Consider the following 25,755-nt stretch of genomic DNA (forward strand, 5'->3'; position numbering starts at 1 on the left):
CTGATGCCGGGCGGCAACAGGTCGGCCCGGCCATGAAAAACAGACCGAGCGTCGGGAGAATGTTATGACAATGCCTGCCCACAGCATCCCGTGGTATCGCCATCTTAATCGCAGCCAGTGGCGGGCGTTCAGCGCCGCCTGGCTTGGCTATCTGCTGGATGGTTTTGATTTTGTATTAATCGCGCTGGTATTAACCGAGATCCAGGGCGAATTCGGCCTGACCACCGTTCAGGCAGCCAGCCTGATTTCCGCCGCCTTTATTTCCCGCTGGTTCGGCGGGCTGATGCTGGGGGCGATGGGGGACCGCTACGGTCGCCGCCTCGCCATGGTCACCAGCATCATTTTGTTTTCTGTCGGTACCCTGGCCTGCGGTTTCGCGCCGGGCTACACCACCATGTTTATCGCCCGTCTGGTGATCGGCATGGGGATGGCGGGTGAATACGGCTCCAGCGCCACCTACGTGATTGAAAGCTGGCCGAAGCAACTGCGCAATAAAGCCAGCGGCTTTTTGATCTCCGGTTTTTCCGTGGGCGCGGTGATCGCCGCTCAGGTTTACAGCCTGGTGGTGCCGGTATGGGGCTGGCGGGCGCTGTTCTTTATCGGCATCGTGCCGATCGTTTTCGCGCTCTGGCTGCGTAAAAATATTCCGGAAGCGGAAGACTGGCAGCAAAAACATGCCGGTAAAGCGCCGGTGCGTACTATGGTTGACATTCTCTACCGCGGCAAACTGCGCATTCTGAATATCCTGATGACAATAGCCGCCGCCAGCGCGCTCTGGTACTGCTTTGCCGCGCAAATGAAAAACGCCGCGCTGGTGATTGCCTTTGGCCTGCTGTGCGCAGCGATCTTTATCAGCTTTATGGTGCAAAGCAGCGGCAAACGCTGGCCGACGGGCGTGATGCTGATGGTGGTGGTGCTGTTCGCTTTCCTTTATTCGTGGCCGATCCAGGCGCTGCTGCCGACGTACCTGAAAACCGAACTGGCTTACGATCCCTCCACCGTGGCGCGGGTGCTGTTCTTCAGCGGCTTTGGCGCGGCGGTGGGCTGCTGCGTGGGGGGCTTTCTCGGCGACTGGCTGGGCACGCGCAAAGCCTATGTTTACAGCCTGCTGGCCTCGCAGTTATTGATCATCCCGGTATTCGCCATTGGCGGCGCCAACGTCTGGGTGCTGGGCTTTTTACTCTTCTTCCAGCAGATGCTGGGGCAGGGGATCTCCGGGATCTTACCTAAGCTGATCGGCGGCTATTTCGATACCGATCAACGGGCGGCGGGGCTGGGCTTCACCTATAACGTGGGGGCGCTGGGCGGCGCGCTGGCGCCGATTATCGGCGCACTCTTCGCGCAGAAAATGGAGCTGGGCACCGCGCTGGGATCGCTCTCTTTCAGCCTGACCTTTGTGGTGATCCTGCTGATTGGTCTTGATATGCCGTCCCGCGTACAGCGCTGGTTGCGGCCGGAAGCGCTGCGCACCCATGACGCCATCGATGGCAAACCCTTTAGCGGCGCAGTGACGCATAACGCGGACAAAAGCGACTTACTGAAAACAAAGCGGGCGGCGAAATGATCACTCTGGCTATCGACATCGGCGGCACCAAACTTGCCGCTGCGCTGGTGGACGTGCACGGGCGATTATCCTGCCGCGCCACCCTGCCGACGCCCGCCAGCCGCACGCCTGATGCGCTGGAGGCCGCCCTGCGCGATCTGCTGACGCCGCTCTACCCGCGTGCGCAGCGCTTCGCCATTGCCTCCACCGGTATCATTCAGGATGGCGTACTGACGGCCATTAACCCGGAAAACCTTGGCGGACTGGCGCATTTTCCGCTGGTGACCTGCGTCGCGAGCATCACCGGCTTGCCGGGAGTGGCGCTAAATGATGCGCAGGCGGCAGCATGGGCAGAATATCAGCCGCTGGCAGCTCGTGTGCGTGACATGGTGTTTCTGACCATCTCGACAGGCGTCGGCGGCGGCCTGGTGCGTGATGGCAGGCTGGTCACCGGACAGGGCGGGCTGGCGGGCCATTTCGGCCATATGCTCGCCGATCCGCTCGGGCCGCGCTGTGGCTGTGGACGTACCGGCTGCGTGGAGGCCATCGCCTCCGGACGCGGCATCGCGGCGGCGGCAGAGGGCGAACTGGCTGGCTGTGACGCGAAAACCCTTTTTGCCCTGAGCGAGCAGGGACATGCAGGAGCCAGTGCGCTGGTGGACAGATCGGCAACCGCGCTGGCACGCCTGATCGCCGATGTGAAGGCCGCCACCGACTGTCAGTGCGTGGTGCTCGGCGGCAGCATTGGTCTGGCACCCGGCTATCTTGCCCGTGTGCGGACGGCGCTGTTACGCGAACCGGCGATGTACCATACCGAATTACTGACTGCGCATTATCAGCACGACGCCGGACTGCTCGGCGCGGCCTGGTGGGCTAACGGGAGAAAAGCATGATTTACGGAGATATTCACCAGCCGGAAGCGGCCGGTTTACCCGCCGGATTGCTGGATGCGCTGCGCCAGGCGCTGGCATTAGCGCCGGAGCAGCTATCCCCCGGACGGCACGAACTCACCGGTGCGGCGTGTTTTATGAACGTGATGCATTACAGCACGCAGTTGCCGGACACAAAAAAGGCGGAACTCCACCGGCAGTATGTGGATGTGCAGGTGGTGCTTACCGGGGAAGAGCAGATTGTTTACGGCGCTGCGGGCAGTGCGCGCGAGTGTGAAGAGTGGCATGACGCAGACGATTATCAGCTGTGCCAGCACATTGATAATCAGCAGACGCTGACCCTGCGCGCCGGGATGTTTGCCGTGTTTATGCCCGGTGAACCGCATAAGCCTGGCTGCACCATGGGGCGGGGGAGCGAGGTAAAAAAAGCGGTGATTAAAGTTCCCTGCGAGGAAGCCACTGGCTGAAATGCGGGGGCGAAAAATATCGCCCCCGCATTTATTACCAGCGATAGTTCCAGAGAATATGGCCGCCGTAAGCGTCGTAGCTGTTTTCGCCCCATTCGCCCGTGGCGCGTACGGAGAGCGTCATTGCTTCATTGAGCTTACCGGTGATCCCGACCTCGACCAGGGCGCGATCTTCCGGCACATCGTTACTCAGCGTTTCGCCGTTAAACTGCAAATCGGTCGCGCCGTCGCCGTTAAGCCAGTTAACCGATGTCCACGGCTGCCAGTCTCCCGGCGCTTTCTGATTGAGGTTGCTGACGCGTACGCCCAGACGGGTCAGAATGCTGTCCTTGTCGCTTTGCGTAATGCGCGTACCGTTAACCTCGGTATGATCGTCCTGATCGAGATAGCTGTAGATGATCTGGCCCTGAGGCTCGATCTTCCAGCTGCGATCTTCTTCACCGTTAACCAGCCAGGCGTGGCCCATTTCCAGCGAGGCGGCATAGCCGTTGCTCTTGTAATCTTCAGAGTCGAGGCCATCGCCACGGACGTAGCCGTCATACCAGTTAGCCTGCACCCAGCTGTCCACATAGCTGCCGGTACGTAACTGCGGATCCTGCTGCCAGGTGGCATACAGCCCGACGTTATAACCGCTGACTTTTCCCTTCGCGGAGTTGCGGTTATTAGTGGCATCGGCATGCGTGACGCTCAGACCTGCGCCAAGCATAAAGCCGGCATGCAGTTCGCCTTCATCATAAGTACGGGTATAGAGATCGCTGCCGACCTGGAAGACGGTGGTGGTGGTGTCATAACCGCCTTTCGCATCCGCTGCGGTACCTTCGTTATAACGGCCTTTGACGTACATCCAGCCATTTTGTTCGCCTTCATTACGTGCCAGCACCTGCTCGCGATCGTCCAGCTTGTGCAGGAACATTTGCTGTGCAGCGCTCTGGTTAGCAAGATAAGCGCTGGTTTCCGGACGAATGACTTCAGGGGATTTATCTTCATCGCCGTTGCCGTTATCACCACCGTTGCCGTTATCGCCACCGTTGCCGTTATCGCCGCCGTTGCCATTATCGCCGCCGTTGCCGTTATCGCCGCCGTTGCCGTTATCGCCGCCGTTGCCATTATCGCCGCCGTTGCCGTTGCCGTTGCCGTTGTCGCCGCCGTTGCCGTTATTGCCGCCGTTGCCGTTGTCACCGCCGTTGCCGTTATCGCCGCCGTCACCGTTACCACCATCGCCGTTGTCATTTGGATCGGGTTCTTTTTCCGAAACCAGATACCAGTCTCCATCGCGCTTTTTAAGATCGTATTCCCAGGCACCCGCTACGGCACGGGATGAGAGAGTGAATACGGCATCGGAAGTCTGCCCAACCTCAATAATTTCAATGCCGTTGATTGTCTGCGCGCCCTGGCCGCCGATATTGGTCAGCGCCACTTTCGATTCACCGCTGGTGTTACCGGTGATGGTCAGCATGTCCGTCGCGGCGTTGTCATCCGCCAGGGTGGTATTCATTATTAGCTGGCTGCCGGCATTACCAACATAGTTACCATTGATGGTAAAACGCTGGCCTGGCTGGGTGTTTGCGCTGCCAATAATCAGCGAACCGCTGTTGCTGACGTTACCCTTTATGGAATCCGCAGTAGCGGAAGCGGTATTCCCTGCCGTCGCCACATTCCAGGCTGCCAGCGTGCCGCCTGCCATAATATTTACATCGCCAGTTACCGTACCGGCACTGGCCAGGGTGGCACTATTGTTGATGGTGACGCTGGCAGGCGCAGCGGCCGTGCCCAGCGCGCTGTCTTTGGCGACCAGCGTGGTACCGCCATTGAGTTCAGTGCCGCCGGTGTAACTGAATACACCGTCAAGCGTCAGGGTACTGGCATCGGATTTAATGAGTTTACCCTGGCCGCTGATATCACTGCTGAAGGTGGAGTCGCCGCTCTGGTTAATTATCAGATTGCCGTTATTGGTAACTGCATCAGAGGTAAAGGCCGCAGTGTGCGTAGCATCCCCTATTTGTAAGGTGGCACCCTGATTAATAGTGGTGCCGCCAGCATTGTTTACTGTACCGGTTAGCGTTAAGGTGCCGGTGGTGACCTGCAGGACTTTATCATTCAGGTCTTTATCGTCGTTGCCTAATAAATCTATTTCGCCGCTCAGTGTCCAGGCATCCCCAACCATATTCAGAGATGCAAAACCGTCATTATCAGTAAGACCGACAAAATTGCTGTCTTCGGTACCGCTATCTCTCAGGAGTAAGGTATTCTTTTTAGAATTTGCACTCAGTACATCACCCACAAGCTCGGAGCCAGAGAGAAGAACTAAGCTGTTATTTTCGGTAGATTCAAATTTTATTGCATAATCTTTACCCTGGATTTTCCCTGCGTTGCTAATATTAGCAGCGCCATCTCCATTGACAGCAATACCAGCACCTTTTTGACTGATGATAATGGCATTATTTTTTATAGAGGCTTTGTCATGTTTCACAAGTATCGTATCACCATTATCCGAGGTAATAGCACCATGATTATTTAAAGCAAAATTATTTTCTGCGATAATGGCGCTTTCTTTCCCTGATACTTTTGCAGCCTCATTGTTCGTTATTTCTGACTGCGCACTATTTATGACTTTTATACCATAGATTTCTCCTTCAATGATGCCGTTATTTATTACCTTACCATCCATGTTGTTAATGTCTATAGCTCCGCCAGAGATATTTCTGACAGTGCCATTATTAGTGACGTTTTTAATAAAGGCACCATTAATATTTAATGTGGCAGTAATAGCGGAATCGCTCTCTAAAACTGTATCAGGAGTGACGCTGTAAATCTCAGCCTTATCATTTAATTCCCCTGGGGCTGTGATTATTTCTGCAAACGCCACAGAAGACGAACAAAAAGCAATAGTGGGCATTAATTTTAATATTGTTTTGGTAATCAAATTTAATTGATGCGGTGTATACGACATAATTACTTCCGTTGTAAGAAATGAAATAAGCGGGGCATACTATTCTTAAGCTTTCATTAAGTAAACGGTTGCGACTGTGTCGCTATGCCGATAGTTACAAATAACCGTAATTTTAAGAGTGTTTTATTAGATATGTGAATGTGAACTATTGTAATTATTGACGTAAAAGGAAGGATCGCGGTTAAAAGGGAAGTACTAACAGGAATTATTAACAGGAGGGGTGGGGCAATTATTAACTAAATATATTGATCGCAGAAATGAATATCCGTGGCAGTGTATTAACACACCGCCACGGTTATAGCTTATACTTCCAGCCAGTTCATAATACCTTCTGCTGCTTTACGCCCTTCGGCGATGGCGGTGACCACCAGATCCGAACCACGCACGATGTCGCCACCGGCAAAGATTTTCGGGTTGCTGGTCTGGAAGGCATTTTCATTACCTTCCGGGGCAATGATACGGCCCTGCGAATCAAGCTCGACGCTGTGTTTCGCCAGCCATTCCATGCTGTGCGGACGGAAACCAAACGCCATCACCACGGCATCGGCCGGTAACACGTGTTCAGAGCCCGGTACGATCTCCGCACGACGGCGGCCATGGGCATCCGGCGCGCCCATCTCCGTACGCGCCATTTTCACGCCGCTCACTTTGCCGTTGGCATTCACTTCAATACCCAGCGGCTGCACGTTGAACTGGAACTCTACGCCTTCTTCACGCGCGTTTTTCACTTCGCGACGGGAACCCGGCATGTTTTCTTCATCACGACGATAAGCACAGGTCACGTGCGTGGCGCCCTGACGAATGGACGTACGTACGCAGTCCATCGCGGTATCACCCCCGCCCAGTACCACCACGCGACGGCCTTCCATACTGACGAACGGTTCGTCTGTGGTTTCGCCAAAGCCCATCAGTTGTTTTGTATTGGCGATGAGGAACGGCAGCGCGTCGTACACGCCGGACGCATCTTCATTCTCCAGCCCACCGCGCATCGACTGATAGGTGCCGACGCCCAGGAACACGGCATCGTAATCCTTCAGCAAATCCTCAAGCTGTACGTCGCGGCCCACTTCCACATTCAGTTTGAACTCAATACCCATGTCGGTGAAAATTTCACGGCGACGGGTCATGACTTCTTTTTCCAGCTTGAATGCCGGAATACCGAAGGTCAGCAGGCCGCCGATTTCCGGATGACGGTCAAAGACCACCGCTTTCACGCCGTTGCGGGTCAGCACGTCGGCACATGCCAGACCTGCCGGGCCTGCGCCGATAATCGCCACGCGCTTATCGGTCTGACGTACGCCGGTCATGTCCGGACGCCAGCCCATTTCAAACGCTTTATCATTGATATAGCGCTCAATGTTGCCGATGGTGACCGCGCCAAACTCGTCGTTAAGCGTACAGGAGCCTTCACACAGACGATCCTGCGGACACACGCGACCGCACACTTCCGGCAGGGTGTTAGTCTGATGCGACAATTCTGCCGCTTCAAAAATTCGCCCTTCGTTGGCCAGCTTCAGCCAGTTAGGAATGTAGTTATGAACCGGGCATTTCCACTCGCAGTAGGGATTGCCGCAGGACAGGCAGCGATCTGCCTGTGCTTTGGCCTGGCCTTCTGAAAACGGCTCGTAAATTTCAACAAACTCTATTTTACGGATCTTCAGCGCTTTTTTCGGCGGATCAACGCGCTGTAAGTCAATAAACTGATAGACATTCTGACTCATTGCTTCCCCTTACTGCGCCTGCACCCGCAGCTCAGCTGCGGAACGACTACGGTGACCCAACAGTGCTTTAACATCGCTGGACTTCGGTTTAACCAGTGCGAATCTGGTGGAGAACGCTGGCCAGTTCGCCAGGATCTCTTCGCCGCGTGAGGAGCCCGTGTGCTGCACGTGCTCGGTGATCAAACCGCGCAGATGCTCTTCATGGATGGCAAGATCATCGACGCTCAGCACTTCCACCAGCTCCGGGTTTACACGCTTACGGAATTCGCCGTCTTCATCCAGTACGTAAGCGAAGCCGCCCGTCATACCGGCACCGAAGTTAACGCCCGTTTTACCCAGAATGCAGACAATACCGCCGGTCATATATTCACAACCGTTATCGCCAATGCCTTCCACCACGGTGATGGCACCGGAGTTACGCACAGCAAAACGTTCACCCGCGCGGCCTGCGGCATACAGGCGACCGCCGGTTGCGCCATACAGACAGGTGTTACCGATAATGCTCGCCTTATGGCTGAGGAAAGCTGACCCCACCGGCGGACGTACCGCCAGCAGCCCGCCTGCCATGCCTTTGCCCACGTAATCGTTAGCATCGCCGGTCAGATACAGCTCCACGCCGCCGGCGTTCCACACGCCAAAGCTCTGGCCTGCGGTACCGCTGAAGTGCGCTTTGATCGGATCGGCTGCCAGTCCCTGATCGCCATGCTTCTGGGCGATATAACCGGACAGCGACGCGCCAACGGAGCGGTCGGTGTTGCGAATATCGAACCAAAAGGTTTTGCTCTGGCCTTCATGCACATAGGGCTTCGCCTGCGACAGCAACTGGGCGTTCAGCACGCCGTTATCAAACGGCGGGTTGTGCTCGGTGCAGTACAGCGCTTTACCCGGATGTGGCTCGGCGGTTTCCAGCAGTTTGCTCAGATCCAGCTTTTGCTGCTTGGCGGTATAACCTTCCAGCGCGATCAGCAGATCGGTGCGGCCAATCAGATCCACCAGGCGTTTCACGCCCAGCTGCGCCATCAGCTCGCGGGTTTCGCGGGCGATAAATTCAAAGTAGTTGGTCACTTTGAACGGCAGACCGTGATAATGATTTTTACGCAGTTTTTCATCCTGTGTTGCCACGCCGGTGGCGCAGTTGTTCAGGTGACAAATACGCAGGTATTTACAGCCGAGCGCGACCATCGGACCGGTGCCGAAGCCGAAGCTTTCCGCGCCGAGGATGGCGGCTTTAATAATATCGACGCCGGTTTTCAGGCCGCCGTCGACCTGCAGGCGGATCTTGTGGCGCAGGCCGTTGGCAACCAACGCCTGCTGGGTTTCCACCAGGCCCAACTCCCACGGACAGCCCGCATATTTCACGGAGGAGAGCGGGCTTGCGCCGGTGCCGCCATCGTAGCCGGCAATGGTGATCAGGTCCGCATAGGCTTTAGCCACGCCGGTTGCGATAGTGCCCACGCCCGGCTCGGACACCAGCTTCACGGAAATCATCGCTTTCGGGTTGACCTGTTTTAAGTCAAAAATCAGCTGCGCCAGATCCTCGATGGAGTAAATATCGTGGTGCGGCGGCGGCGAAATCAGCGTTACGCCAGGCACGGAGTAGCGCAGTTTGGCGATGTATGGGGTGACTTTATCACCCGGTAACTGACCACCTTCGCCAGGCTTCGCGCCCTGGGCCACTTTAATCTGGATCACATCCGCATTCACCAGGTAGGCCGGGGTAACGCCAAAACGTCCCGAAGCCACCTGTTTGATGCGCGACACTTTATTGGTGCCGTAGCGCGCCGGATCTTCACCGCCTTCGCCGGAGTTGGAATTGCCGCCGATGCTGTTCATCGCTTCCGCCAGCGCTTCGTGCGCTTCCGGGCTTAACGCGCCGATGGACATGGCTGCCGTATCGAAGCGTTTGAACAGTTCCTGCGCCGGTTCCACGTCGTCAATGCTGACGGCGTCGGCAGGCGGATTGATAGCCAGCAGATCGCGCAGCGTCGCCGCCGGGCGTTCGTTAACCAGTTTCGCATACTGCTGATAGTCGCTGTACTCGCCGGTTTGCACCGCCTGTTGCAGCGTGCGCACCACGTCCGGGTTATAGGCGTGGTATTCACCGCCGTGCACATATTTCAGCAGGCCGCCCGCATCCAGCGGTTTACGCGCCAGCCAGGCACGCTTCGACAGGTTAAGCAGATCCTGCTGGAAGTCGCTGAAGCTTGCGCCGCCGATACGACTGATCACGCCCTGGAAGCAGAGGTTCGCCACATCGTCATGCAGACCGACCGCTTCGAACAGCTTCGAGCAGCGGTAAGAGGCGATGGTCGAGATGCCCATTTTGGACATGATCTTGTACAGACCTTTGTTGATGCCGTTACGGTAGTTCAGCATCACGGTACGGTAGCTTTTCTCAATGGCGCGGGTATCGATCAGTTTCGCCAGGGTTTCATAGGCGAGGTACGGATAGATAGCGGTCGCGCCAAAGCCCAGCAGTACGGCGAAGTGGTGCGGGTCGCGCGCGCTTGCGGTTTCAACAATGATGTTGGCGTCGCAGCGCAGATTTTTTTCCACCAGGCGAGTCTGGATCGCGCCCACTGCCATCGGCGCCGGTACCGGCAGACGATCTTTGGCGATGTTGCGATCCGAGAGCACCAGCAGCACCGTGCCGTCGCGCACCATGGCTTCGGCTTTATCACACAGCGCTTTGACGACCTCTTCAAGCGTGCTTTCATTCACGTCAAAGGTGATGTCCAGTGTGTCGGCGCGATAGTGATGCTCCGTCATGGTGGTGAGCTGTTTGAAATCGGAGTACAGCAGGATCGGCGATTTGAAACTCAGGCGGTGCGCCTGGCCTTCTGCTTCACAGAAGACATTCATCTCGCGGCCAATGCTAGTGGCCAGCGACATCACGTGCGCTTCACGCAGCGGATCGATTGGCGGGTTAGTCACCTGCGCAAACTGCTGGCGGAAGTAATCGTAAATGATGCGCGGCTGGCTGGAGAGTACGGCAAAGGGGGTATCGTCACCCATTGAACCGACCGCTTCCTGGCCGTTTTCACCCAGCACGCGGATGATGGAATCCAGCTCTTCTGCGCTGTAGTTAAACTGTTTCTGGTAGCTGCCTAACAGATCGTCGCCCATTTCGCGGCTGCCGACTTCTTCATCAGGCAGATCTTCAAAGGGCACCAGACGGCGGACGTTTTTCTCCATCCACTCTTTATAGGGGTGACGGCTTTTCAGATCGTCATCGGTTTCCGCAGAGTGCAGAATACGGCCGCCGCGGGTGTCGATCACCATCAGCTCGCCCGGCCCCACGCGGCCTTTTTCCACCACCTCGTCCGGCTGATAATCCCAGATGCCCACTTCAGAGGCGCAGGTGATCAGCTTATCTTTGGTGATAACGTAGCGCGCCGGGCGCAGACCGTTACGGTCGAGGTTACAGGCGGCGAAACGACCGTCGGACATAACAATGCCCGCCGGGCCATCCCACGGCTCCATATGCATGGAGTTAAAGTCGAAGAACGCGCGCAGCTCCGGATCCATGTCCGGGTTGTTCTGCCAGGCTGGCGGCACGAGCAGACGCATGGCGCGTACGATGTCCATACCACCGGCAAGCAGCAGCTCCAGCATGTTATCCATGGAGCTGGAGTCAGAGCCGGTTTCGTTGACGAAAGGCGCGGCATCGTGCAGATCCGGGATCAGCGGCGTCTGGAACTTATAAGTACGCGCGCGCGCCCACTGACGGTTACCGGTGATGGTATTGATTTCACCGTTGTGCGCCAGATAGCGGAACGGCTGCGCCAGCGGCCAGCGCGGCACGGTGTTGGTTGAGAAGCGCTGGTGGAACAGGCAAATGGCTGATTCCAGGCGCAGGTCCGCCAGGTCCAGGTAAAAGCGCGGCAGATCCGCCGGCATACACAGACCTTTATAAATGTTGACCAGGTTCGACAGGCTACAAACGTAGAAATCTTTATCTTCCACCAGACGCTTTTCAATGCGGCGGCGCGCGATAAACAGGCGGCGCTCCATATCGCGTGGACGCCAGCCCGCAGGGGCGTTGACAAAGATCTGCTCAATACGTGGCAGCGAGGAGAGGGCGATTTCACCGAGCACCCCTTCATTGGTCGGCACGTCGCGCCAGCCAACAATCGACAGGGTTTCCTGTTGCAGCTCTTCTTCTACAATACGGCGCGAGGCGGCAGCTTTTTCAGGATCCTGATTCAGGAACAGCATGCCAACGGCGTAGTTTTTAGCCAGCCGCCAGCCGCGCTCTTCGGCAACGATGCGGAAGAAACGGTCGGGTTTTTGCAACAGTAAACCGCAGCCATCGCCGGTTTTACCATCGGCAAGGATCGCGCCACGGTGCTGCATTCGGGCCAGTGCGTGAATAGCGGTACGCACTACCTTGTGGCTAGGTTCGCCTTCTATGTGGGCGATCAGGCCGAAACCACAGTTATCCCTCTCAAGGGATTTATCGTACAACATATCAGTGAACCTCCCCAGGCTCTACGGGAGTCCGTCTTAACCGACGCGCACAGGCGCAGAAAGAGCATGGCGACGGGGCTTTAAGGCCTCGGGTGTCGCCCTCTTTTTTTTCCTTTTCGCATCGGTACACAAGTGTTGAGGACTTGCTTAAGAGGGAATCTCAATTACTGCATAAATATGATGAGCAGACTGCTCACCCAGAAAGCTTCCAGCGGATCCTCAAGTTATCGGGAATCGGCACACAGGTCAAATGGCAATCTTATTTATACAAAAATGTGCTAAAGGTTGGTTAACTAGTTGTTTTTAATGTTTTTTAATGCTCTTTTTGCCACTGTGTCAGGCCTGACGACCGTTAATGGAGTGTGATCCCTCTCACTATAAGAAAGCGCTGTTATTACCGCGCTGTCCTGTGTTCTGTTTTCCAAACAGAATATTACACTGGCTTTTCTTCGTAACCCGCTTAATGCCACTGTTTTACGCCGAAGGAATTCTTTTTGAAAAATATCCCGCCGACATAAGTAAAAGTAATCAGCGAAGCAGTGAATGAAATTGCGGTAATTGTGCGTGATTATGCAATAGGTGTGCGTCCTCTATGGCGATTGATCCAGGTCATCGCCGACAAAGACTAAAAATGGCAGGCTTGGCCCTTTCATCAGGCCGGTCTATCAATTTATGCAGTTACAGAAATTAGTCAATATGTTTGGTGGCGATCTCGCCCGTCGTTACGGGCAGAAGGTCCATAAACTGACGCTGCATGGCGGTTTCAGTTGTCCCAATCGCGATGGCACTATCGGACGGGGCGGCTGCACTTTCTGTAACGTGGCTTCTTTCGCTGACGAAACCCAGCAGAACCACTCCATTGCGGAGCAGCTGGCTTATCAAGCCACGCTGGTCAACCGCGCCAGACGATATCTCGCCTATTTTCAAGCCTACACCAGCACCTGGGCGGAAGTGCAGGTGCTGCGCGCCATGTATCAGCAGGCGGTAAGCCAGGCCAGCATCGTCGGTTTATGCGTCGGCACCCGCCCGGACTGCGTGCCGGATGCGGTGCTGGATCTGCTCAGCGAATACCACGACGCGGGCTATGAAGTGTGGCTGGAGCTTGGGCTGCAAACGGCTCAGGATAAAACCCTGCATCGCATTAACCGCGGCCACGATTATGCCTGCTACCAGCACACCACCCGCCGGGCGCGCGAACGCGGTCTGAAAGTGTGCAGCCATTTGATTGTCGGTCTGCCGGGAGAAGGGCAGGCCGCATGTCTGGACACGCTGCACCGGGTGGTGGAGACGGGTGTGGACGGGATCAAACTGCACCCGCTGCATATTGTCACCGGCAGCACCATGGCGAAGGCCTGGGAAGCGGGGCGTCTGCACGGCATTGCGCTGGAAGACTACACCGTCACCGCCGGGGAGATGATCCGTCATACGCCCCCTGAGGTGATTTATCACCGTATTTCCGCCAGCGCGCGTCGCCCGACGCTGCTCGCCCCGCTGTGGTGCGAAAATCGCTGGACCGGTATGGTGGAACTGGACCGCTACCTTAACAGCCACGGGGCGCAGGGATCGGCGCTGGGCCGCGGCTGGGTGCAGCCATGCGTCTGAACGTTTCCTTCCTGAGCGGGGAATAATTCGCACTTTTTCACACAAGCGTCAACGCCTTGCTCAGAATTGAGTATTATTGTGCCAGGTTGTCGCGAAGGGATCCCCTATGAAGCAAATCCGAGTACTGGCGCAATACTATGTCGATCTGATGATGAAGCTCGGCCTGGTGCGCTTTTCCATACTGCTGGCGCTGGCGCTGGTGGTACTGGCGATTGTCGTGCAGATGGCGGTCACCATGGTGTTGCATGGCCGCGTTGAAAGCATTGACGTTATACGCTCTATCTTCTTTGGTCTGCTCATTACCCCCTGGGCGGTCTACTTTCTGTCGGTGGTGGTTGAACAACTGGAGGAATCGCGGCAGCGGCTCTCGCGGCTGGTTGATAAACTTGAAGAGATGCGCGACCGCGATCTCAAGCTCAACGTGCAGTTGCGGGACAACATCTCCCAGCTGAATCAGGAGATCAACGATCGCGTGAAAGCGGAAGCGGAGCGCCAGGCCACCTTCGAACAGCTAAAAATCGAAATGCAGGAGCGCGAACAGACGCAGATCCAGCTGGAGCAGCAATCTTCTTTCCTGCGCTCGTTCCTCGATGCTTCCCCGGATCTGGTTTTCTATCGCAATGAAGATAAAGAGTTTTCCGGCTGTAACCGGGCAATGGAGCTGCTGACCGGCAAAAGCGAAAAACAGCTGGTGAATCTGAAGCCGCAGGACGTCTATTCCCCGGAAGCCGCCGAGAAAGTGCTGGAAACCGACGAGAAAGTTTTCCGCCATAACGTGTCGCTCACGTATGAACAGTGGCTGGATTACCCGGACGGTCGTAAAGCCTGTTTTGAGATCCGCAAAGTACCCTATTACGACCGCGTGGGTAAACGCCACGGGCTGATGGGCTTCGGGCGTGACATAACCGAACGTAAGCGCTATCAGGACGCGCTGGAGCGCGCCAGCCGCGACAAGACTACCTTTATCTCCACTATCAGCCATGAACTGCGCACGCCGCTTAACGGTATCGTCGGTCTGAGCCGTATCCTGCTGGATACGGAGCTGACCGCCGAACAGGAAAAATACCTGAAAACCATCCATGTTTCGGCAGTAACCCTCGGGAATATTTTCAACGATATTATCGACATGGATAAAATGGAGCGGCATAAAGTCCAGCTGGATAACCAGCCGGTGGACTTCACCAGCTTCCTTGCCGATCTGGAAAACCTCTCCGGGCTACAGGCGCAGCAAAAAGGGCTGCGCTTCGTGATGGAGCCTGCGCTGCCGTTGCCGCATAAGGTTGTCACCGACGGCACGCGTCTGCGGCAGATCCTGTGGAACCTCATCAGTAACGCCGTCAAATTCACCCTGCACGGGCAGGTGGTGGTGAGGGTGCGCTACGACGCCCCGCAGGAGATGCTGCGCTTTGAGGTGGAAGATTCCGGTATCGGTATTCCGCAGACCGAACAGGATAAGATCTTCGCCATGTATTATCAGGTGAAAGACAGCCACGGCGGTAAACCCGCGACGGGGACGGGCATTGGTCTGGCGGTATCGCGCCGTCTGGCGAAGAGCATGGGCGGCGATATCACGGTGTCCAGCGTGGCGGGCAAAGGTTCGGTCTTCTCGCTGTCGGTGCGCGCCCCTGCTGTTGCGGAAGAAGTAGACGATGCGTTCGAAGAAGATGAAATGCCGCTGCCGGCCCTTCACGTCCTGCTGGTGGAAGACATTGAGCTGAACGTGATCGTCGCCCGTTCAGTGCTGGAAAAACTGGGTTGCAGCGTGGATGTGGCAATGACCGGCAAGGCGGCGCTGGAGATGTTTACCCCCGGCGAATACGACTTGCTGCTGCTGGATATTCAGCTGCCGGATATGACCGGGCTGGATATTTCCCGCCAGCTCACCAGCCGCTATGCCGCTGAAGATCTGCCGCCGCTGGTGGCGCTAACCGCCAACGTGCTGAAAGACAAACAAGAATACCTGAACGCCGGTATGGATGATGTCCTCAGCAAACCGCTGGCCGTACCGGCATTAACGGCCATGATCAAAAAATTCTGGGATACCTGTGACGACGAGGAGAGTGATGTGACCCCTGTGGATGACAGTAAATCACAAGCGCTGCTGGATCTGCCGATGCTGGAACAGTATCTGGAGCTGGTGGGGCCGAAGCTGATCACCGATGGCGTGGCGGTATTTGAAAAAATGATGCCGGGCTATATCAGCGTGCTGGAGTCCAATTTCACCGCTCGCGATCAGAAAGGCATCACCGAAGAAGGGCATAAAATTAAAGGCGCGGCAGGATCGATTGGCCTGCGCCGTTTACAACAGCTGGGGCAACAAATTCAGTCGCCGGATCTGCCCGCCTGGTGGAATAACGTGGGCGAATGGATCGACGAGATGAAACAGGAATGGCCGCATGACGTGGCGTTACTGAAAGCCTGGGTGGCGAATGCCAGTAAAAAATAACCCCGGATAAACCGGGGTGCGCGAATACTGCGCCAACACCAGGGAACCGTGGCTGCGCCGGGATTGTGATTTTGTAGTTGAACGGGCACGACGAGACATGAGAAAAGTTGGCACTTAAGATACCAAAACTTGAATCATTTGTTACGTGAATCAGTTAAATGTGTGAAGCACAGCGTTGTTATCACAATAATTAATAAAATTTAGCCTATTGCCAGAAAGGATGAGCAGCATGAAAAAAGTAGGTATTGTCCTTAGCGGATGCGGAGTTAACGACGGTTCAGAGATCCACGAAGCCGTACTTTCTCTGCTGGCCATCGCCCGAAACGGTGGCGAAGCAGTCTGTTTTGCCCCGGATAAAAGCCAGAGCGATGTAGTGAATCATCTGACCGGCGAACCTATGGCGGAAAGCCGTAACGTACTGATCGAAGCGGCGCGTATTGCCCGCGGCGCGATCCAGCCGTTAGCCCTGGCGTCCGCTGATACGCTGGATGCGCTGATCGTCCCGGGTGGCTTCGGCGCGGCAAAAAACCTGAGTGATTTTGCCAGCCAGGGCGCGGAATGCACCGTCGACCCCGATCTGAAACGTCTGGCGCAGGCGATGCATGCGGCGGGCAAACCGCTGGGCTTTATCTGTATCGCGCCGGCGATGCTGCCAACGATTTTCGACTTCCCGCTGCGTCTGACTATCGGCACAGACGTCGACACAGCCGAACTGCTTGAAGAAATGGGGGCGGAGCATGTGCCCTGTCCGGTGGATGATATTGTCGTGGATGAAGACAATAAAGTGGTGACTACTCCGGCCTATATGCTGGCGCAGAATATTGCTGAAGTGGCAACAGGCATCGATAAGCTGGTCACGCGCGTGCTGGTTCTCGCGGAATGAAACGGCGACGTGCCCCGCTGATGGCGACGTTAAAATCCTGGCTGTGGCGGATCCTGCTGGTGCTGATCCTGTTCTGGGGCGGCGGCATCGCGCTGTTTTCCTTCATGCCGGTACCCTTTTCCGCGGTGATGGCCGAGCGCCAGATTTCGGCCTGGCTGACCGGCGATTTCGGCTATGTTGCCCATTCAGACTGGGTCGGCATGGACGAGATTTCCCCCTGGATGGGGCTGGCGGCGATCGCGGCGGAAGATCAGAAATTCACAGAGCACTGGGGCTTTGATATGGCCGCTATCGAAAAAGCGCTCTCTCACAACGAACGCAACGAGAACCGCATTCGCGGCGCCTCGACCCTTTCCCAGCAGACGGCAAAAAATTTGTTCCTGTGGGACGGGCGAAGCTGGCTGCGTAAAGGGCTGGAAGCGGGCTTAACGCTGGGCATGGAAACGGTATGGAGTAAACGCCGCATCCTGACGGTTTACCTGAATATTGCGGAGTTTGGCGACGGAGTATTTGGCGTTGAAGCGGCGGCGCAGCGCTATTTTCATAAGCCAGCCAGTCGTCTGACGATGTCGGAAGCCGCGCTGCTGGCGGCGGTGCTGCCCAATCCGCTACGCTTTAAGGCTGATGCGCCTTCAGGTTACGTGCACAGTCGCCAGGCGTGGATCATGCGCCAGATGCGTCAGCTGGGCGGTGAAGGCTATATGCGCGACCAGGGACTGTATCAGTAACCTTCCCCCTCTCCGGCAAGGCGGGGGGACTTATCAGTCTTCGTCAAACCCGGCGTTAAACAGCGCGATCACCGCCGCCAGCGCCTCTTCTTCCTGCGGGCCGGTGGCTTCGATCTCAATCTGTCGGCCTTTCGCCGAATCCAGCATCAGCAGCGCGATCACGCTGTTCGCTTCTGCTTCTGTCCCTTCTTCATTGCGCAGCAGAACTTCCGCATCGAAGCCCTGCATCAGCTCAAACAGTTTCATCGCCGGGCGCGCATGCATACCCAGCTTGTTAGTGATTTCAACGGTTTGCTTTACGGTCATGATTTGCGTTTTTCCAGCGTACGATGACGGGATTGCACATTTTTGCCGCGCGATCGGAAGTAATCCGCCAGCTGTTCAGCGATATACACCGAACGATGCTTGCCGCCGGTACAGCCGATAGCGACCGTTAAGTAGCTACGGTTATTGGTTTCCAGCATCGGCAACCACAGTTCCAGATAGCTGCGCGTCTGATAGATAAAGTTATGCACTTCGGTATGGCGATCAAGAAACGCCGCCACGGGCTTATCCAGACCGGTCATTGGACGCAATTTGGGATCCCAATGCGGGTTTGGCAGAAAGCGCACATCGAAGACATAATCCGCATCAATAGGAATACCGTGCTTGAAGCCAAAAGACTCAAAGACCATCGTCAGCTCACGTTCGCGTTTGCCCAGCAGGCGCGTACGCAGCATTTCGGCCAGTTCGTGCACCGACATTTCCGAGGTATCGACGATCAGATCGGCGCGGGAGCGCAGCGGCTCCAGCAGATCGCTCTCTTCGTCGATGGCGCTTTCCAGCGACAGGTTTTTACTGGACAGCGGATGCAGACGACGGGTATCGCTGTAACGACGGATCAGCGTATTGCGGTCGGCATCAAGAAACAGCAGTTGCGGAGAAAACGCATCGGGCAGGTTGTTCATCGCCTGTTCGAAGATCTCCGGCGATTCCGGCATATTACGCACATCAATGCTCACCGCCGCCGAAATCTGACGGTCAGCAAGCGAGCGCGCCAGTTCTGGCAGCAGCACGACGGGCAGGTTATCGACGCAGTAGAAGCCCATGTCTTCCAGCGCTCGCAGGGCGACAGATTTCCCCGATCCCGAACGACCACTGACGATCATCAGTACCATGTACCCTTTCTCCTCCGGACAACAAAGACGAAGGCCATTTCCTGGTTAAGCATCATCCCGGGAGCCTTCTGTTTCCGTGATGATTTGATAAAGTTCTTCATCGCTTTGCGCGCTGCGCAGACGGCGACAAATGGTTTTATCCGCCAGGCGGCGGGCGACTAAAGAGAGCGTATGCAGATGCGTTTTGGTCTGGTCGGCCGGCACCAGCAGCGCAAACAGCAAATCCACCGGCTGGTTGTCGATAGCATCAAAGGCGATCGGCGTTTCCAGCTGCACAAAGACGCCCACAGCGCGCAGCGTATCTTCCTCCAGCTTACCGTGAGGGATCGCGATACCGTTGCCGATACCGGTGCTGCCCATTTTCTCACGCGTCAAAATCGCCTCGAATACCACCTGCGGCGGTAAGCTTAGCTGTTTGGCGGCCAGTTCACTGATGATTTCCAGCGCACGTTTTTTGCTCTGGCAGTGAACGCCGCTGCGGGTACATTCCTGGTTAAGGACATTGCTCAATTGAAGAGCTGAATCGTTGTTCATCATAATTTCACCTAAGCGCTAACGGTACAAAGGGCCCGTTGTGTCTCACAACAGGCCGTCCTGCACCCGTTAACTGCCCGGACAATTAGTGTTGTTTCAGTTTATCTTTATGTTTAGTGAGCTGCCGTGAAAGTTTATCAATTAAACCATCAATGGCGGCATACATATCCTGCCCTTCCGCACTGGCGTGGATCTCTCCGCCGTTGACATGCAGGGTGGCGTCGGCGATATGCGTCACCTTTTCCACCTTCAGAACAATGTAGACCTGATTGATCCTGTCAAAAAATTGCTCCAGCTTGGCAAATTTTGTCTGTAAAAATTCGCGCAAGGGCTCAGTAATCTCGACGTTATGTCCTGTGATATTGAGCTGCATAGTGTCTTCCTTATCGGTTGAGTCAGACCAGCTGTTTACGCTGGTTAGACGGCGGAATGGATAAAGACTCTCGATACTTCGCAACAGTACGGCGCGCTACCATGATACCCTGGTCGGACAGCAGGGTAGTTAGCTTACTGTCACTCAGTGGTTTCGCCGGGTTTTCTGCGGCTATCAGTTTCTTCACCAGCGCGCGAATGGCGGTGGACGATGCTTCGCCGCCGCTGTCGGTATTCACATGGCTGGAGAAGAAATATTTGAGCTCAAAAATGCCCCGTGGGCTGTGCAGGTACTTCTGGGTAGTCACACGTGAAATGGTCGATTCGTGCATCTCGACGGCCTGGGCAATGTCGGCCAGCACCATCGGTTTCATATATTCTTCGCCTTTATCAAAAAAGGCCTGCTGCTGCTCAACGATGCAGCGGCTGACGCGCAGCAGCGTGTCGTTACGGCTTTCCAGACTTTTGATCAGCCATTTGGCATCCTGCAAATTACTGCGGATAAACTGGCTGTCCGCGTCATTACGCGATCCGCCGCACATGGCGGCATAGTGCTGATTGATTTGCAGGCGGGGAATGCTGTCGGAATTAAGCTCGACAGTCCAGCGTCCCTGATGCTTACGTACCAGCACGTCAGGGATAACATATTCGGGTTCGCCCGTCTGGATCGACTGGCCGGGTCGCGGATCGAGCGACTGGATCAGATTGACGGCTTCTTTTAGCACATCTTCTTTCAGCCGCGTTACGCGCATCAGAGATCGGAAATCATGGTTCGCCAGTAGATCAAGATGATCGCTTATGATCAACTGCGCTTCGTCGCGCCAGGGCGTGTCTTTGCTAAATTGCGACAGCTGGATCAGCAGGCAGTCACGCAGATCGCGGGCGGCAACGCCGATCGGATCAAAACGCTGTACGCGCTTGAGCACCGCCTCGACTTCATCCAGCCCGATCTCCTCATCGCCCATGCTTTCAAGAATATCGTCCAGCGAGACGGTGAGATAACCGGTGTCATCAACGGCGTCGACGATGGAGGTGGCAATGGCGCGATCGGTATCCGAGAAGGGGGTCAGTTCCACCTGCCACATCAGGTAATCCTGCAGGGACTGGGTGGTTTCGCCCTGATAGACCGGCAGTTCATCATCCTGATAATCGACACCGTTACCCGAAGGCGTACCGGCGGTGTAGATCTCGTCCCAGCTGGCATCCAGCGGCAGCTCATCGGGCATCTCTTTCTGTTCAAGGGCATCGACGGCATCCAGGTTTTCGGTGTCCTGCGTCGGTTGGGCGTCTATCTCATCGTGAAGATCGGTTTGCTCCAGCAACGGGTTGCTTTCTAGCGCCAGCTGAAGCTCTTGCTGAAGTTCCAGCGTAGACAATTGCAACAGACGGATGGCCTGCTGCAATTGTGGCGTCATGGCCAGTTGTTGGCTAAGCCGTAATTGCAAACCTTGCTTCATATTCAGAGCAGTCTTCTCCGCTTAAACCCTTTATTTTCTCTACCCTATCAGAGTCTGAAGCCTTCCCCAAGATATACGCGCTTAACCTGTTCGTCTTCAAGGATTTGCTGCGGCGTACCATGGGCAATCAGATGCCCCTGGCTGACGATATAAGCCCGCTCACACACGGCCAGGGTTTCGCGGACGTTATGGTCGGTAATCAGCACACCGAGGCCGCTGTCGCGCAGGTGTTCGATAATACGTTTGATGTCGATAACAGAAATTGGATCTACGCCCGCAAAAGGTTCATCCAACAGAATAAATTTCGGATCCGCCGCCAGCGCGCGGGCGATTTCCACACGGCGGCGTTCACCGCCTGACAACGCCTGGCCGAGGTTATCGCGCAGGTGTTCAATGTGGAACTCTTCCATCAGCTCATTGGCGCGATCCTCGCGCTGTTGTGAGGTCAGATCGTCACGGATTTGCAGCACCGCCATCAGGTTATCGAACACGCTCAGACGACGGAAAATCGACGCTTCCTGCGGCAGATAGCCGATGCCGCGACGAGCGCGGGCGTGCAGCGGCAGCAGACTGATGTCTTCATCATCAATGATAATGTTGCCCGCATCGCGCGGCACGATGCCTACCACCATGTAAAAGGTGGTGGTTTTACCCGCCCCGTTAGGGCCTAACAGACCGACAATTTCACCGGATTTAACGGTGAGGCTGACGTCTTCCACCACGCGGCGGCCTTTGTAAGCTTTAGCGAGATTTTTTGCAGTTAAAGTTGCCATAACGGATCAGTTACTCTTTTTTTGTGCCGGAGCCGGGGTTGCGCTTTTGTCCTGCAGTTGCGACGGCACCAGAACGGTGGTGACGCGCTTACCTTTCTCGCTGTAAGCCTGCATTTTCTGCTCTTTCACCAGATAGGTAATTTTGTCGCCTTTGATGTTGCTGTCGAGCTGCTCAAGGAAGGCATCGCCGGTCAGCACCACGAAGTCATTTTGCAGTTCATAGTGCAGCTGAGAGGCATGGCCTTTTACCGGCTTGCCGCTATCCTGCATCTGGTAGAAAGTGGCTGGCTTGCCGAAGCCGTCAATCACTTCTTTACCTTCTTCGCCGCCCGGACGCGTCACCACCACTTTATCGGCATTGATTTTGATGGTGCCCTGGGTGACAACAACGTTGCCGGTGAAGGTTACGACGTTGCCCTGCATGTCTAACGATTGCTGATCGGATTCAATGTGAATGGGCTGATCGGTATCACCGGTCAGCGCAAACGCGGGAATGCTGGCGGCCAGAAGCGTACTGGCAAGCATAAGGTTAAGGCTGAGTTTGTTTGTTTTGAATTTCATATGAGGTTCTAACCTTTTCAATCAGCTCGGCGTTTTTGCTGCGTAAGTTGCCGCGCATTTTCAGGCCGCTGGAATTAAATGTCGTACCGTACAACGTAACCAGATCGTTTGACGTCACATCCTGAGTGATCAGGTTAATCTGGGCGTTATCCGTGGTGATTTTACGCAGTTGAGCATCAGCGGTCAGGGCGTTGACCTCAACGTGTCCATAAAGATAAAGCATCCGGTCATCGGTCAGTTTGGCCTTATCTGCCTTAATTGACCATGTAGGAATTTTGTCTTTGTCGAAAGTCGTCAACACCGGCTGCGTGAACCACGACAGCGCCTGGTCGGAAAAATATTCAACATGCTGCGCGATCAGGCGGTAATTCAGCGCCCCTTCCGGGCTGTAAACCACCGTGTCCGTGTGCTCGCTGCGGTAGGTCGGCTCATTGGTGTTTGCCACCACCTGCTCTGTGTCGTCTCTGTCTGCCAGATTAATGCCAATCAGCACCAGTATTACCAGCGACAGCAGAATGATAACCCAACGTCTGGTTTTACTCATATTGATTGCCCTGTGGCTGCTTCAAGTTTGCCCTGCGCCAGTAACAGCAGATCGCAGACTTCCCGGACGGCCCCGCGGCCGCCATTAATGTAGGTCACGTAATCGGCACGCGGGATCAGCATCGGGTGCGCATCGGCGACCGCCACGCTCAGACCCACGTCCGCCATCACCGGCCAGTCAATGAGATCGTCGCCAATATAGGCCACTTCATCGGCTGATACCGCCAGATCGGAAAGCAGCTGTTTAAACGCAATGCGTTTATCGGACTGCCCCTGATACAGATGCGTAATGCCGAGCGTAACGCAGCGATCTTCTAACAGTTTAGCCTTACGGCCCGTAATTATCGCCACCTCAATACCGGAGGTGAGGGCGCAACGAATGCCATAACCATCACGGACGTTAAACGCCTTTAACTCTTCGCCGTTGTTGCCCATAAAAATCAGTCCATCCGACATGACACCATCCACGTCGAGGATCAGCAGGCGGATTTTCTCCGCCTTTGCCATCACTTGCGCGCTGACGGGACCGTAGCAGGTTGCAAGTGAAGCACCAGCGTTACTCATTCTTTTTATCCTTATTACACTACGCCTGCGCGCAGTAGATCATGCATATGTACCACACCCAGCAACTGGTCGCCATCGGCAACCATAACCACGGTGATGTGGCGGGACTGCATCAGGTTGAGCGCGTCGACCGCCAGCACCCCGGAACGTACGCGAATACCGCCGGGAGTCATGACGTCAGCAATGCCGAGATTGCGGACATCCGCGCCCATATCGAATACGCGGCGTAAGTCGCCGTCGGTGAAAATACCTTCGATTTTCATCAAATCGTCGCAGATGACCGTCATGCCCAGATTTTTGCGTGTGATCTCCAGCAGCGCATCGCGCAGCGTGGCGTCTTTGCTGACGTGGGGGATCTCATCGCCGGTGTGCATGATGTCATTCACCCGCAGCAGCAGTTTACGGCCAAGGGCGCCGCCCGGATGGGAAAGCGCGAAATCTTCCGCCGTAAAGCCGCGGGCCTTTAACAGCGCCACCGCCAGCGCATCGCCCATCACCAGCGCCGCGGTGGTGCTGGAGGTCGGTGCCAGCCCCAGCGGGCAGGCTTCGCGCGGTACTTTAACGCATAAATGAATGTCTGCCGCCCGCGCCATACTGCTTTCCGGGCGGCTGGTCATGCAGATCAGCGGCACCTGCAAACGCTTTAATACCGGGATCAGCGCCAGGATCTCGTTGGATTCGCCGGAATTCGACAGGGCGATGACAATATCCTGCGGCGCGACCATCCCCAGATCGCCGTGCGCCGCTTCGCCGGGATGCACGAAGAACGACGGGGTTCCGGTACTGGCGAAAGTCGCCGCCATTTTGCGGGCGATATGACCCGATTTGCCCATGCCCATCACCACGATTTTACCGGCGCAGTAGAACATTTTTTCGCAGGCTTCGCTGAAGTCCTGATTAATGTACTGATCGAGATGTGCCAGGCCTTCACGTTCAATATCCAGGACATCCTTACCTGCCTGCTGAAAGTCAAAGCCCGGCGGCAAATCTATTTGCGACATATTCAGTTCCCATTAACCGGTAAAAAAAGGCGACAGCCAGTAGAGCATCGCCATCCAAAGGATAAAGCCGCCGATCAACAGCGCGCCCGCGCCTTTACCCGTCTGACACCGTGGACGCCAGCACAACAGGGCGAAGATCACGCTGACCACCAGCATTACCCCATAATCACGGCTGAACGCGAGCGGGTTAAACGCGCCGGGGGCGATAAGCGCCGGCAGGCCCAGCACGATAGCTAAATTGAAAATATTGGAACCAATAATGTTCCCGATGGCGATGTCATCTTCGCCTTTGCGGGCGCCCGCAATCGCCGTCGCCAGCTCCGGTAAGCTGGTGCCAATGGCGATGACGGTCAGCCCGATGGTCAGCTCGCTCATGGCAAAGAAGTTCGCCAGCACGGTGGCGTTATCGATCACCATGCGGGTGGCCATCGGCATGATGATCAGCGCCACGCCTAACCACAAAAAGGCCACCGACAGACTGCCTTCGCGGGGCAACTCGGCGATCTGCTCGCGGGTCAGGCTGTCATTGCCCTGACGTTCGGCGAGGCGGCCTATTTTCACAATAAACAGCAGCCATGCAACCGCCAGTAATAGCAGGAAGATCCCGTCCAGACGGGTCAGGCTGCCGTCATAGAGCACGCTGCCTGCCAGCAGGCTCATGATTAACATTAGCGGCAATTCGCGACGCAGAATATCAGAATGTACGGTAAAAGGATGGAGCAGGGCGGCAAGGCCTAAGATCAACAGGATGTTGACGATGTTGGATCCGATCGCCGTGCCGATCGCCAGATCGATCTGCCCGTGCATAGAAGCGGCGGCGGAAACGATGATTTCAGGCAGCGAGGTGCCGATACTGACCACCGTAAGGCCGATGACAAGCGGCGGGATCCCCAGACTGCGGCAAAGGATAGATGCGGCAAACACCAGACGATCGGCACTGTAGACCACCAAAAGTAAACCAATTATTAACAGCGCCGTGGCTAAAAGCATCTAAAGTCCTTTCTTCAGGTATAATCATCGGCCCGCTACCACGATCGTCTGGCAGGATTGGGATCGTAAAACCAATGATTTCCTAATTTTGACTTTATGCGGC

21 protein-coding genes are annotated in these 25,755 nt (G+C 55.8%); 7 read left to right on the top strand and 14 right to left on the bottom strand.

Annotated elements, in window-relative coordinates; translation table 11 throughout:
• The first annotated feature begins 64 nt into the window (after positions 1-64).
• Genes ACQUTD_RS19510 through nanQ form a run of 3 tightly spaced genes read left to right on the top strand, consistent with a single transcriptional unit; the run spans position 65 to position 2,900 of the window.
• On the top strand, positions 65-1,564 hold the full coding sequence (locus ACQUTD_RS19510) for a sialate:H+ symport family MFS transporter (RefSeq protein WP_473274415.1): 1,500 nt from the start codon (positions 65-67) through the stop codon (positions 1,562-1,564).
• Complete coding sequence (gene nanK, locus ACQUTD_RS19515) at positions 1,561-2,436, top strand: N-acetylmannosamine kinase (protein WP_473274416.1); 876 nt, start codon at positions 1,561-1,563, stop codon at positions 2,434-2,436. Before ACQUTD_RS19510 ends, nanK begins: the two co-directional genes overlap by 4 nt.
• A complete protein-coding gene (gene nanQ, locus ACQUTD_RS19520; protein ID WP_473274417.1) occupies positions 2,433-2,900 on the top strand; it encodes an N-acetylneuraminate anomerase in 468 nt (155 codons plus the stop codon). The genes nanK and nanQ overlap by 4 nt, the downstream gene beginning before the upstream one ends.
• Before the next feature lie 34 nt (positions 2,901-2,934).
• Here nanQ and ACQUTD_RS19525 read toward each other — a convergent pair whose 3' ends face one another.
• The 3 genes from ACQUTD_RS19525 to gltB all read right to left on the bottom strand — a co-directional run bounded on the left by ACQUTD_RS19525 (position 2,935) and on the right by gltB (position 12,041).
• Entirely contained in the window at positions 2,935-5,064 is a 2,130-nt protein-coding gene (locus tag ACQUTD_RS19525; protein WP_473274418.1) for an autotransporter outer membrane beta-barrel domain-containing protein, read from the bottom strand.
• A gap of 1,088 nt (positions 5,065-6,152) precedes the next feature.
• The gene (gene gltD / locus ACQUTD_RS19530) at positions 6,153-7,571 is read right to left on the bottom strand and encodes a glutamate synthase subunit GltD (RefSeq protein ID WP_473274419.1); all 1,419 of its coding nucleotides are present in this window, start codon (positions 7,569-7,571) and stop codon (positions 6,153-6,155) included.
• 9 nt (positions 7,572-7,580) lie between these two features.
• Positions 7,581-12,041, bottom strand: coding sequence for a glutamate synthase large subunit (gltB, locus tag ACQUTD_RS19535; protein WP_473274421.1), 4,461 nt, complete (start codon positions 12,039-12,041; stop codon positions 7,581-7,583).
• 672 nt (positions 12,042-12,713) lie between these two features.
• Here gltB and mnmL point away from each other — a divergent pair.
• From mnmL to mtgA, 4 genes are all read left to right on the top strand, one after another.
• Entirely contained in the window at positions 12,714-13,643 is a 930-nt protein-coding gene (mnmL, locus tag ACQUTD_RS19540; protein WP_473274422.1) for a tRNA modification radical SAM protein MnmL/YtqA, read from the top strand.
• A 106-nt stretch (positions 13,644-13,749) separates the two neighbouring features.
• Positions 13,750-16,089 (top strand): aerobic respiration two-component sensor histidine kinase ArcB, encoded by a 2,340-nt coding sequence (gene arcB / locus ACQUTD_RS19545; protein WP_318374491.1) that lies wholly within the window; start codon positions 13,750-13,752, stop codon positions 16,087-16,089.
• Positions 16,090-16,318: 229 nt separating this feature from the next.
• Positions 16,319-16,972: an isoprenoid biosynthesis glyoxalase ElbB gene (gene elbB / locus ACQUTD_RS19550; RefSeq protein WP_473274423.1), complete on the top strand. Its 654-nt coding sequence runs from the start codon at positions 16,319-16,321 to the stop codon at positions 16,970-16,972.
• Positions 16,973-16,992: 20 nt separating this feature from the next.
• Complete coding sequence (gene mtgA, locus ACQUTD_RS19555) at positions 16,993-17,700, top strand: monofunctional biosynthetic peptidoglycan transglycosylase (protein WP_473274689.1); 708 nt, start codon at positions 16,993-16,995, stop codon at positions 17,698-17,700.
• 33 nt (positions 17,701-17,733) lie between these two features.
• Here the strand turns inward: mtgA and npr are convergent, their stop codons facing one another.
• The 11 genes from npr to ACQUTD_RS19610 all read right to left on the bottom strand — a co-directional run bounded on the left by npr (position 17,734) and on the right by ACQUTD_RS19610 (position 25,652).
• Positions 17,734-18,006, bottom strand: coding sequence for a PTS phosphocarrier protein NPr (gene npr, locus ACQUTD_RS19560; protein WP_072569560.1), 273 nt, complete (start codon positions 18,004-18,006; stop codon positions 17,734-17,736).
• The gene (rapZ, locus tag ACQUTD_RS19565; RefSeq protein ID WP_072569561.1) at positions 18,003-18,857 is read right to left on the bottom strand and encodes an RNase adapter RapZ; all 855 of its coding nucleotides are present in this window, start codon (positions 18,855-18,857) and stop codon (positions 18,003-18,005) included. Before rapZ ends, npr begins: the two co-directional genes overlap by 4 nt.
• Positions 18,858-18,902: 45 nt before the next feature.
• Positions 18,903-19,394 carry a PTS IIA-like nitrogen regulatory protein PtsN gene (ptsN, locus tag ACQUTD_RS19570; RefSeq protein ID WP_072569562.1) on the bottom strand — a complete coding sequence of 164 codons (492 nt, stop codon included), beginning with the start codon at positions 19,392-19,394 and terminating at the stop codon, positions 18,903-18,905.
• An 82-nt stretch (positions 19,395-19,476) separates the two neighbouring features.
• Positions 19,477-19,764: a ribosome hibernation promoting factor gene (gene hpf / locus ACQUTD_RS19575; protein WP_072569563.1), complete on the bottom strand. Its 288-nt coding sequence runs from the start codon at positions 19,762-19,764 to the stop codon at positions 19,477-19,479.
• A gap of 22 nt (positions 19,765-19,786) precedes the next feature.
• Entirely contained in the window at positions 19,787-21,220 is a 1,434-nt protein-coding gene (gene rpoN / locus ACQUTD_RS19580) for an RNA polymerase factor sigma-54 (RefSeq protein ID WP_072569564.1), read from the bottom strand.
• A gap of 47 nt (positions 21,221-21,267) precedes the next feature.
• Positions 21,268-21,993 carry an LPS export ABC transporter ATP-binding protein gene (lptB, locus tag ACQUTD_RS19585; protein WP_072569565.1) on the bottom strand — a complete coding sequence of 242 codons (726 nt, stop codon included), beginning with the start codon at positions 21,991-21,993 and terminating at the stop codon, positions 21,268-21,270.
• Between the two features lie 6 nt (positions 21,994-21,999).
• Positions 22,000-22,554 (bottom strand): lipopolysaccharide ABC transporter substrate-binding protein LptA, encoded by a 555-nt coding sequence (lptA, locus tag ACQUTD_RS19590; protein ID WP_072569566.1) that lies wholly within the window; start codon positions 22,552-22,554, stop codon positions 22,000-22,002.
• Positions 22,523-23,098: an LPS export ABC transporter periplasmic protein LptC gene (lptC, locus tag ACQUTD_RS19595; RefSeq protein WP_072569567.1), complete on the bottom strand. Its 576-nt coding sequence runs from the start codon at positions 23,096-23,098 to the stop codon at positions 22,523-22,525. Before lptC ends, lptA begins: the two co-directional genes overlap by 32 nt.
• Positions 23,095-23,661, bottom strand: a complete 567-nt coding sequence (gene kdsC, locus ACQUTD_RS19600) for a 3-deoxy-manno-octulosonate-8-phosphatase KdsC (RefSeq protein ID WP_072569568.1) — start codon at positions 23,659-23,661, stop codon at positions 23,095-23,097. Before kdsC ends, lptC begins: the two co-directional genes overlap by 4 nt.
• A 14-nt stretch (positions 23,662-23,675) precedes the next feature.
• The gene (gene kdsD / locus ACQUTD_RS19605; protein ID WP_072569569.1) at positions 23,676-24,662 is read right to left on the bottom strand and encodes an arabinose-5-phosphate isomerase KdsD; all 987 of its coding nucleotides are present in this window, start codon (positions 24,660-24,662) and stop codon (positions 23,676-23,678) included.
• Between the two features lie 12 nt (positions 24,663-24,674).
• Positions 24,675-25,652 carry a calcium/sodium antiporter gene (locus ACQUTD_RS19610; protein ID WP_318363375.1) on the bottom strand — a complete coding sequence of 326 codons (978 nt, stop codon included), beginning with the start codon at positions 25,650-25,652 and terminating at the stop codon, positions 24,675-24,677.
• Positions 25,653-25,755: the final 103 nt, after the last annotated feature.

The sequence above is a fragment of the Enterobacter sp. K510 genome (genome assembly GCF_055804875.1).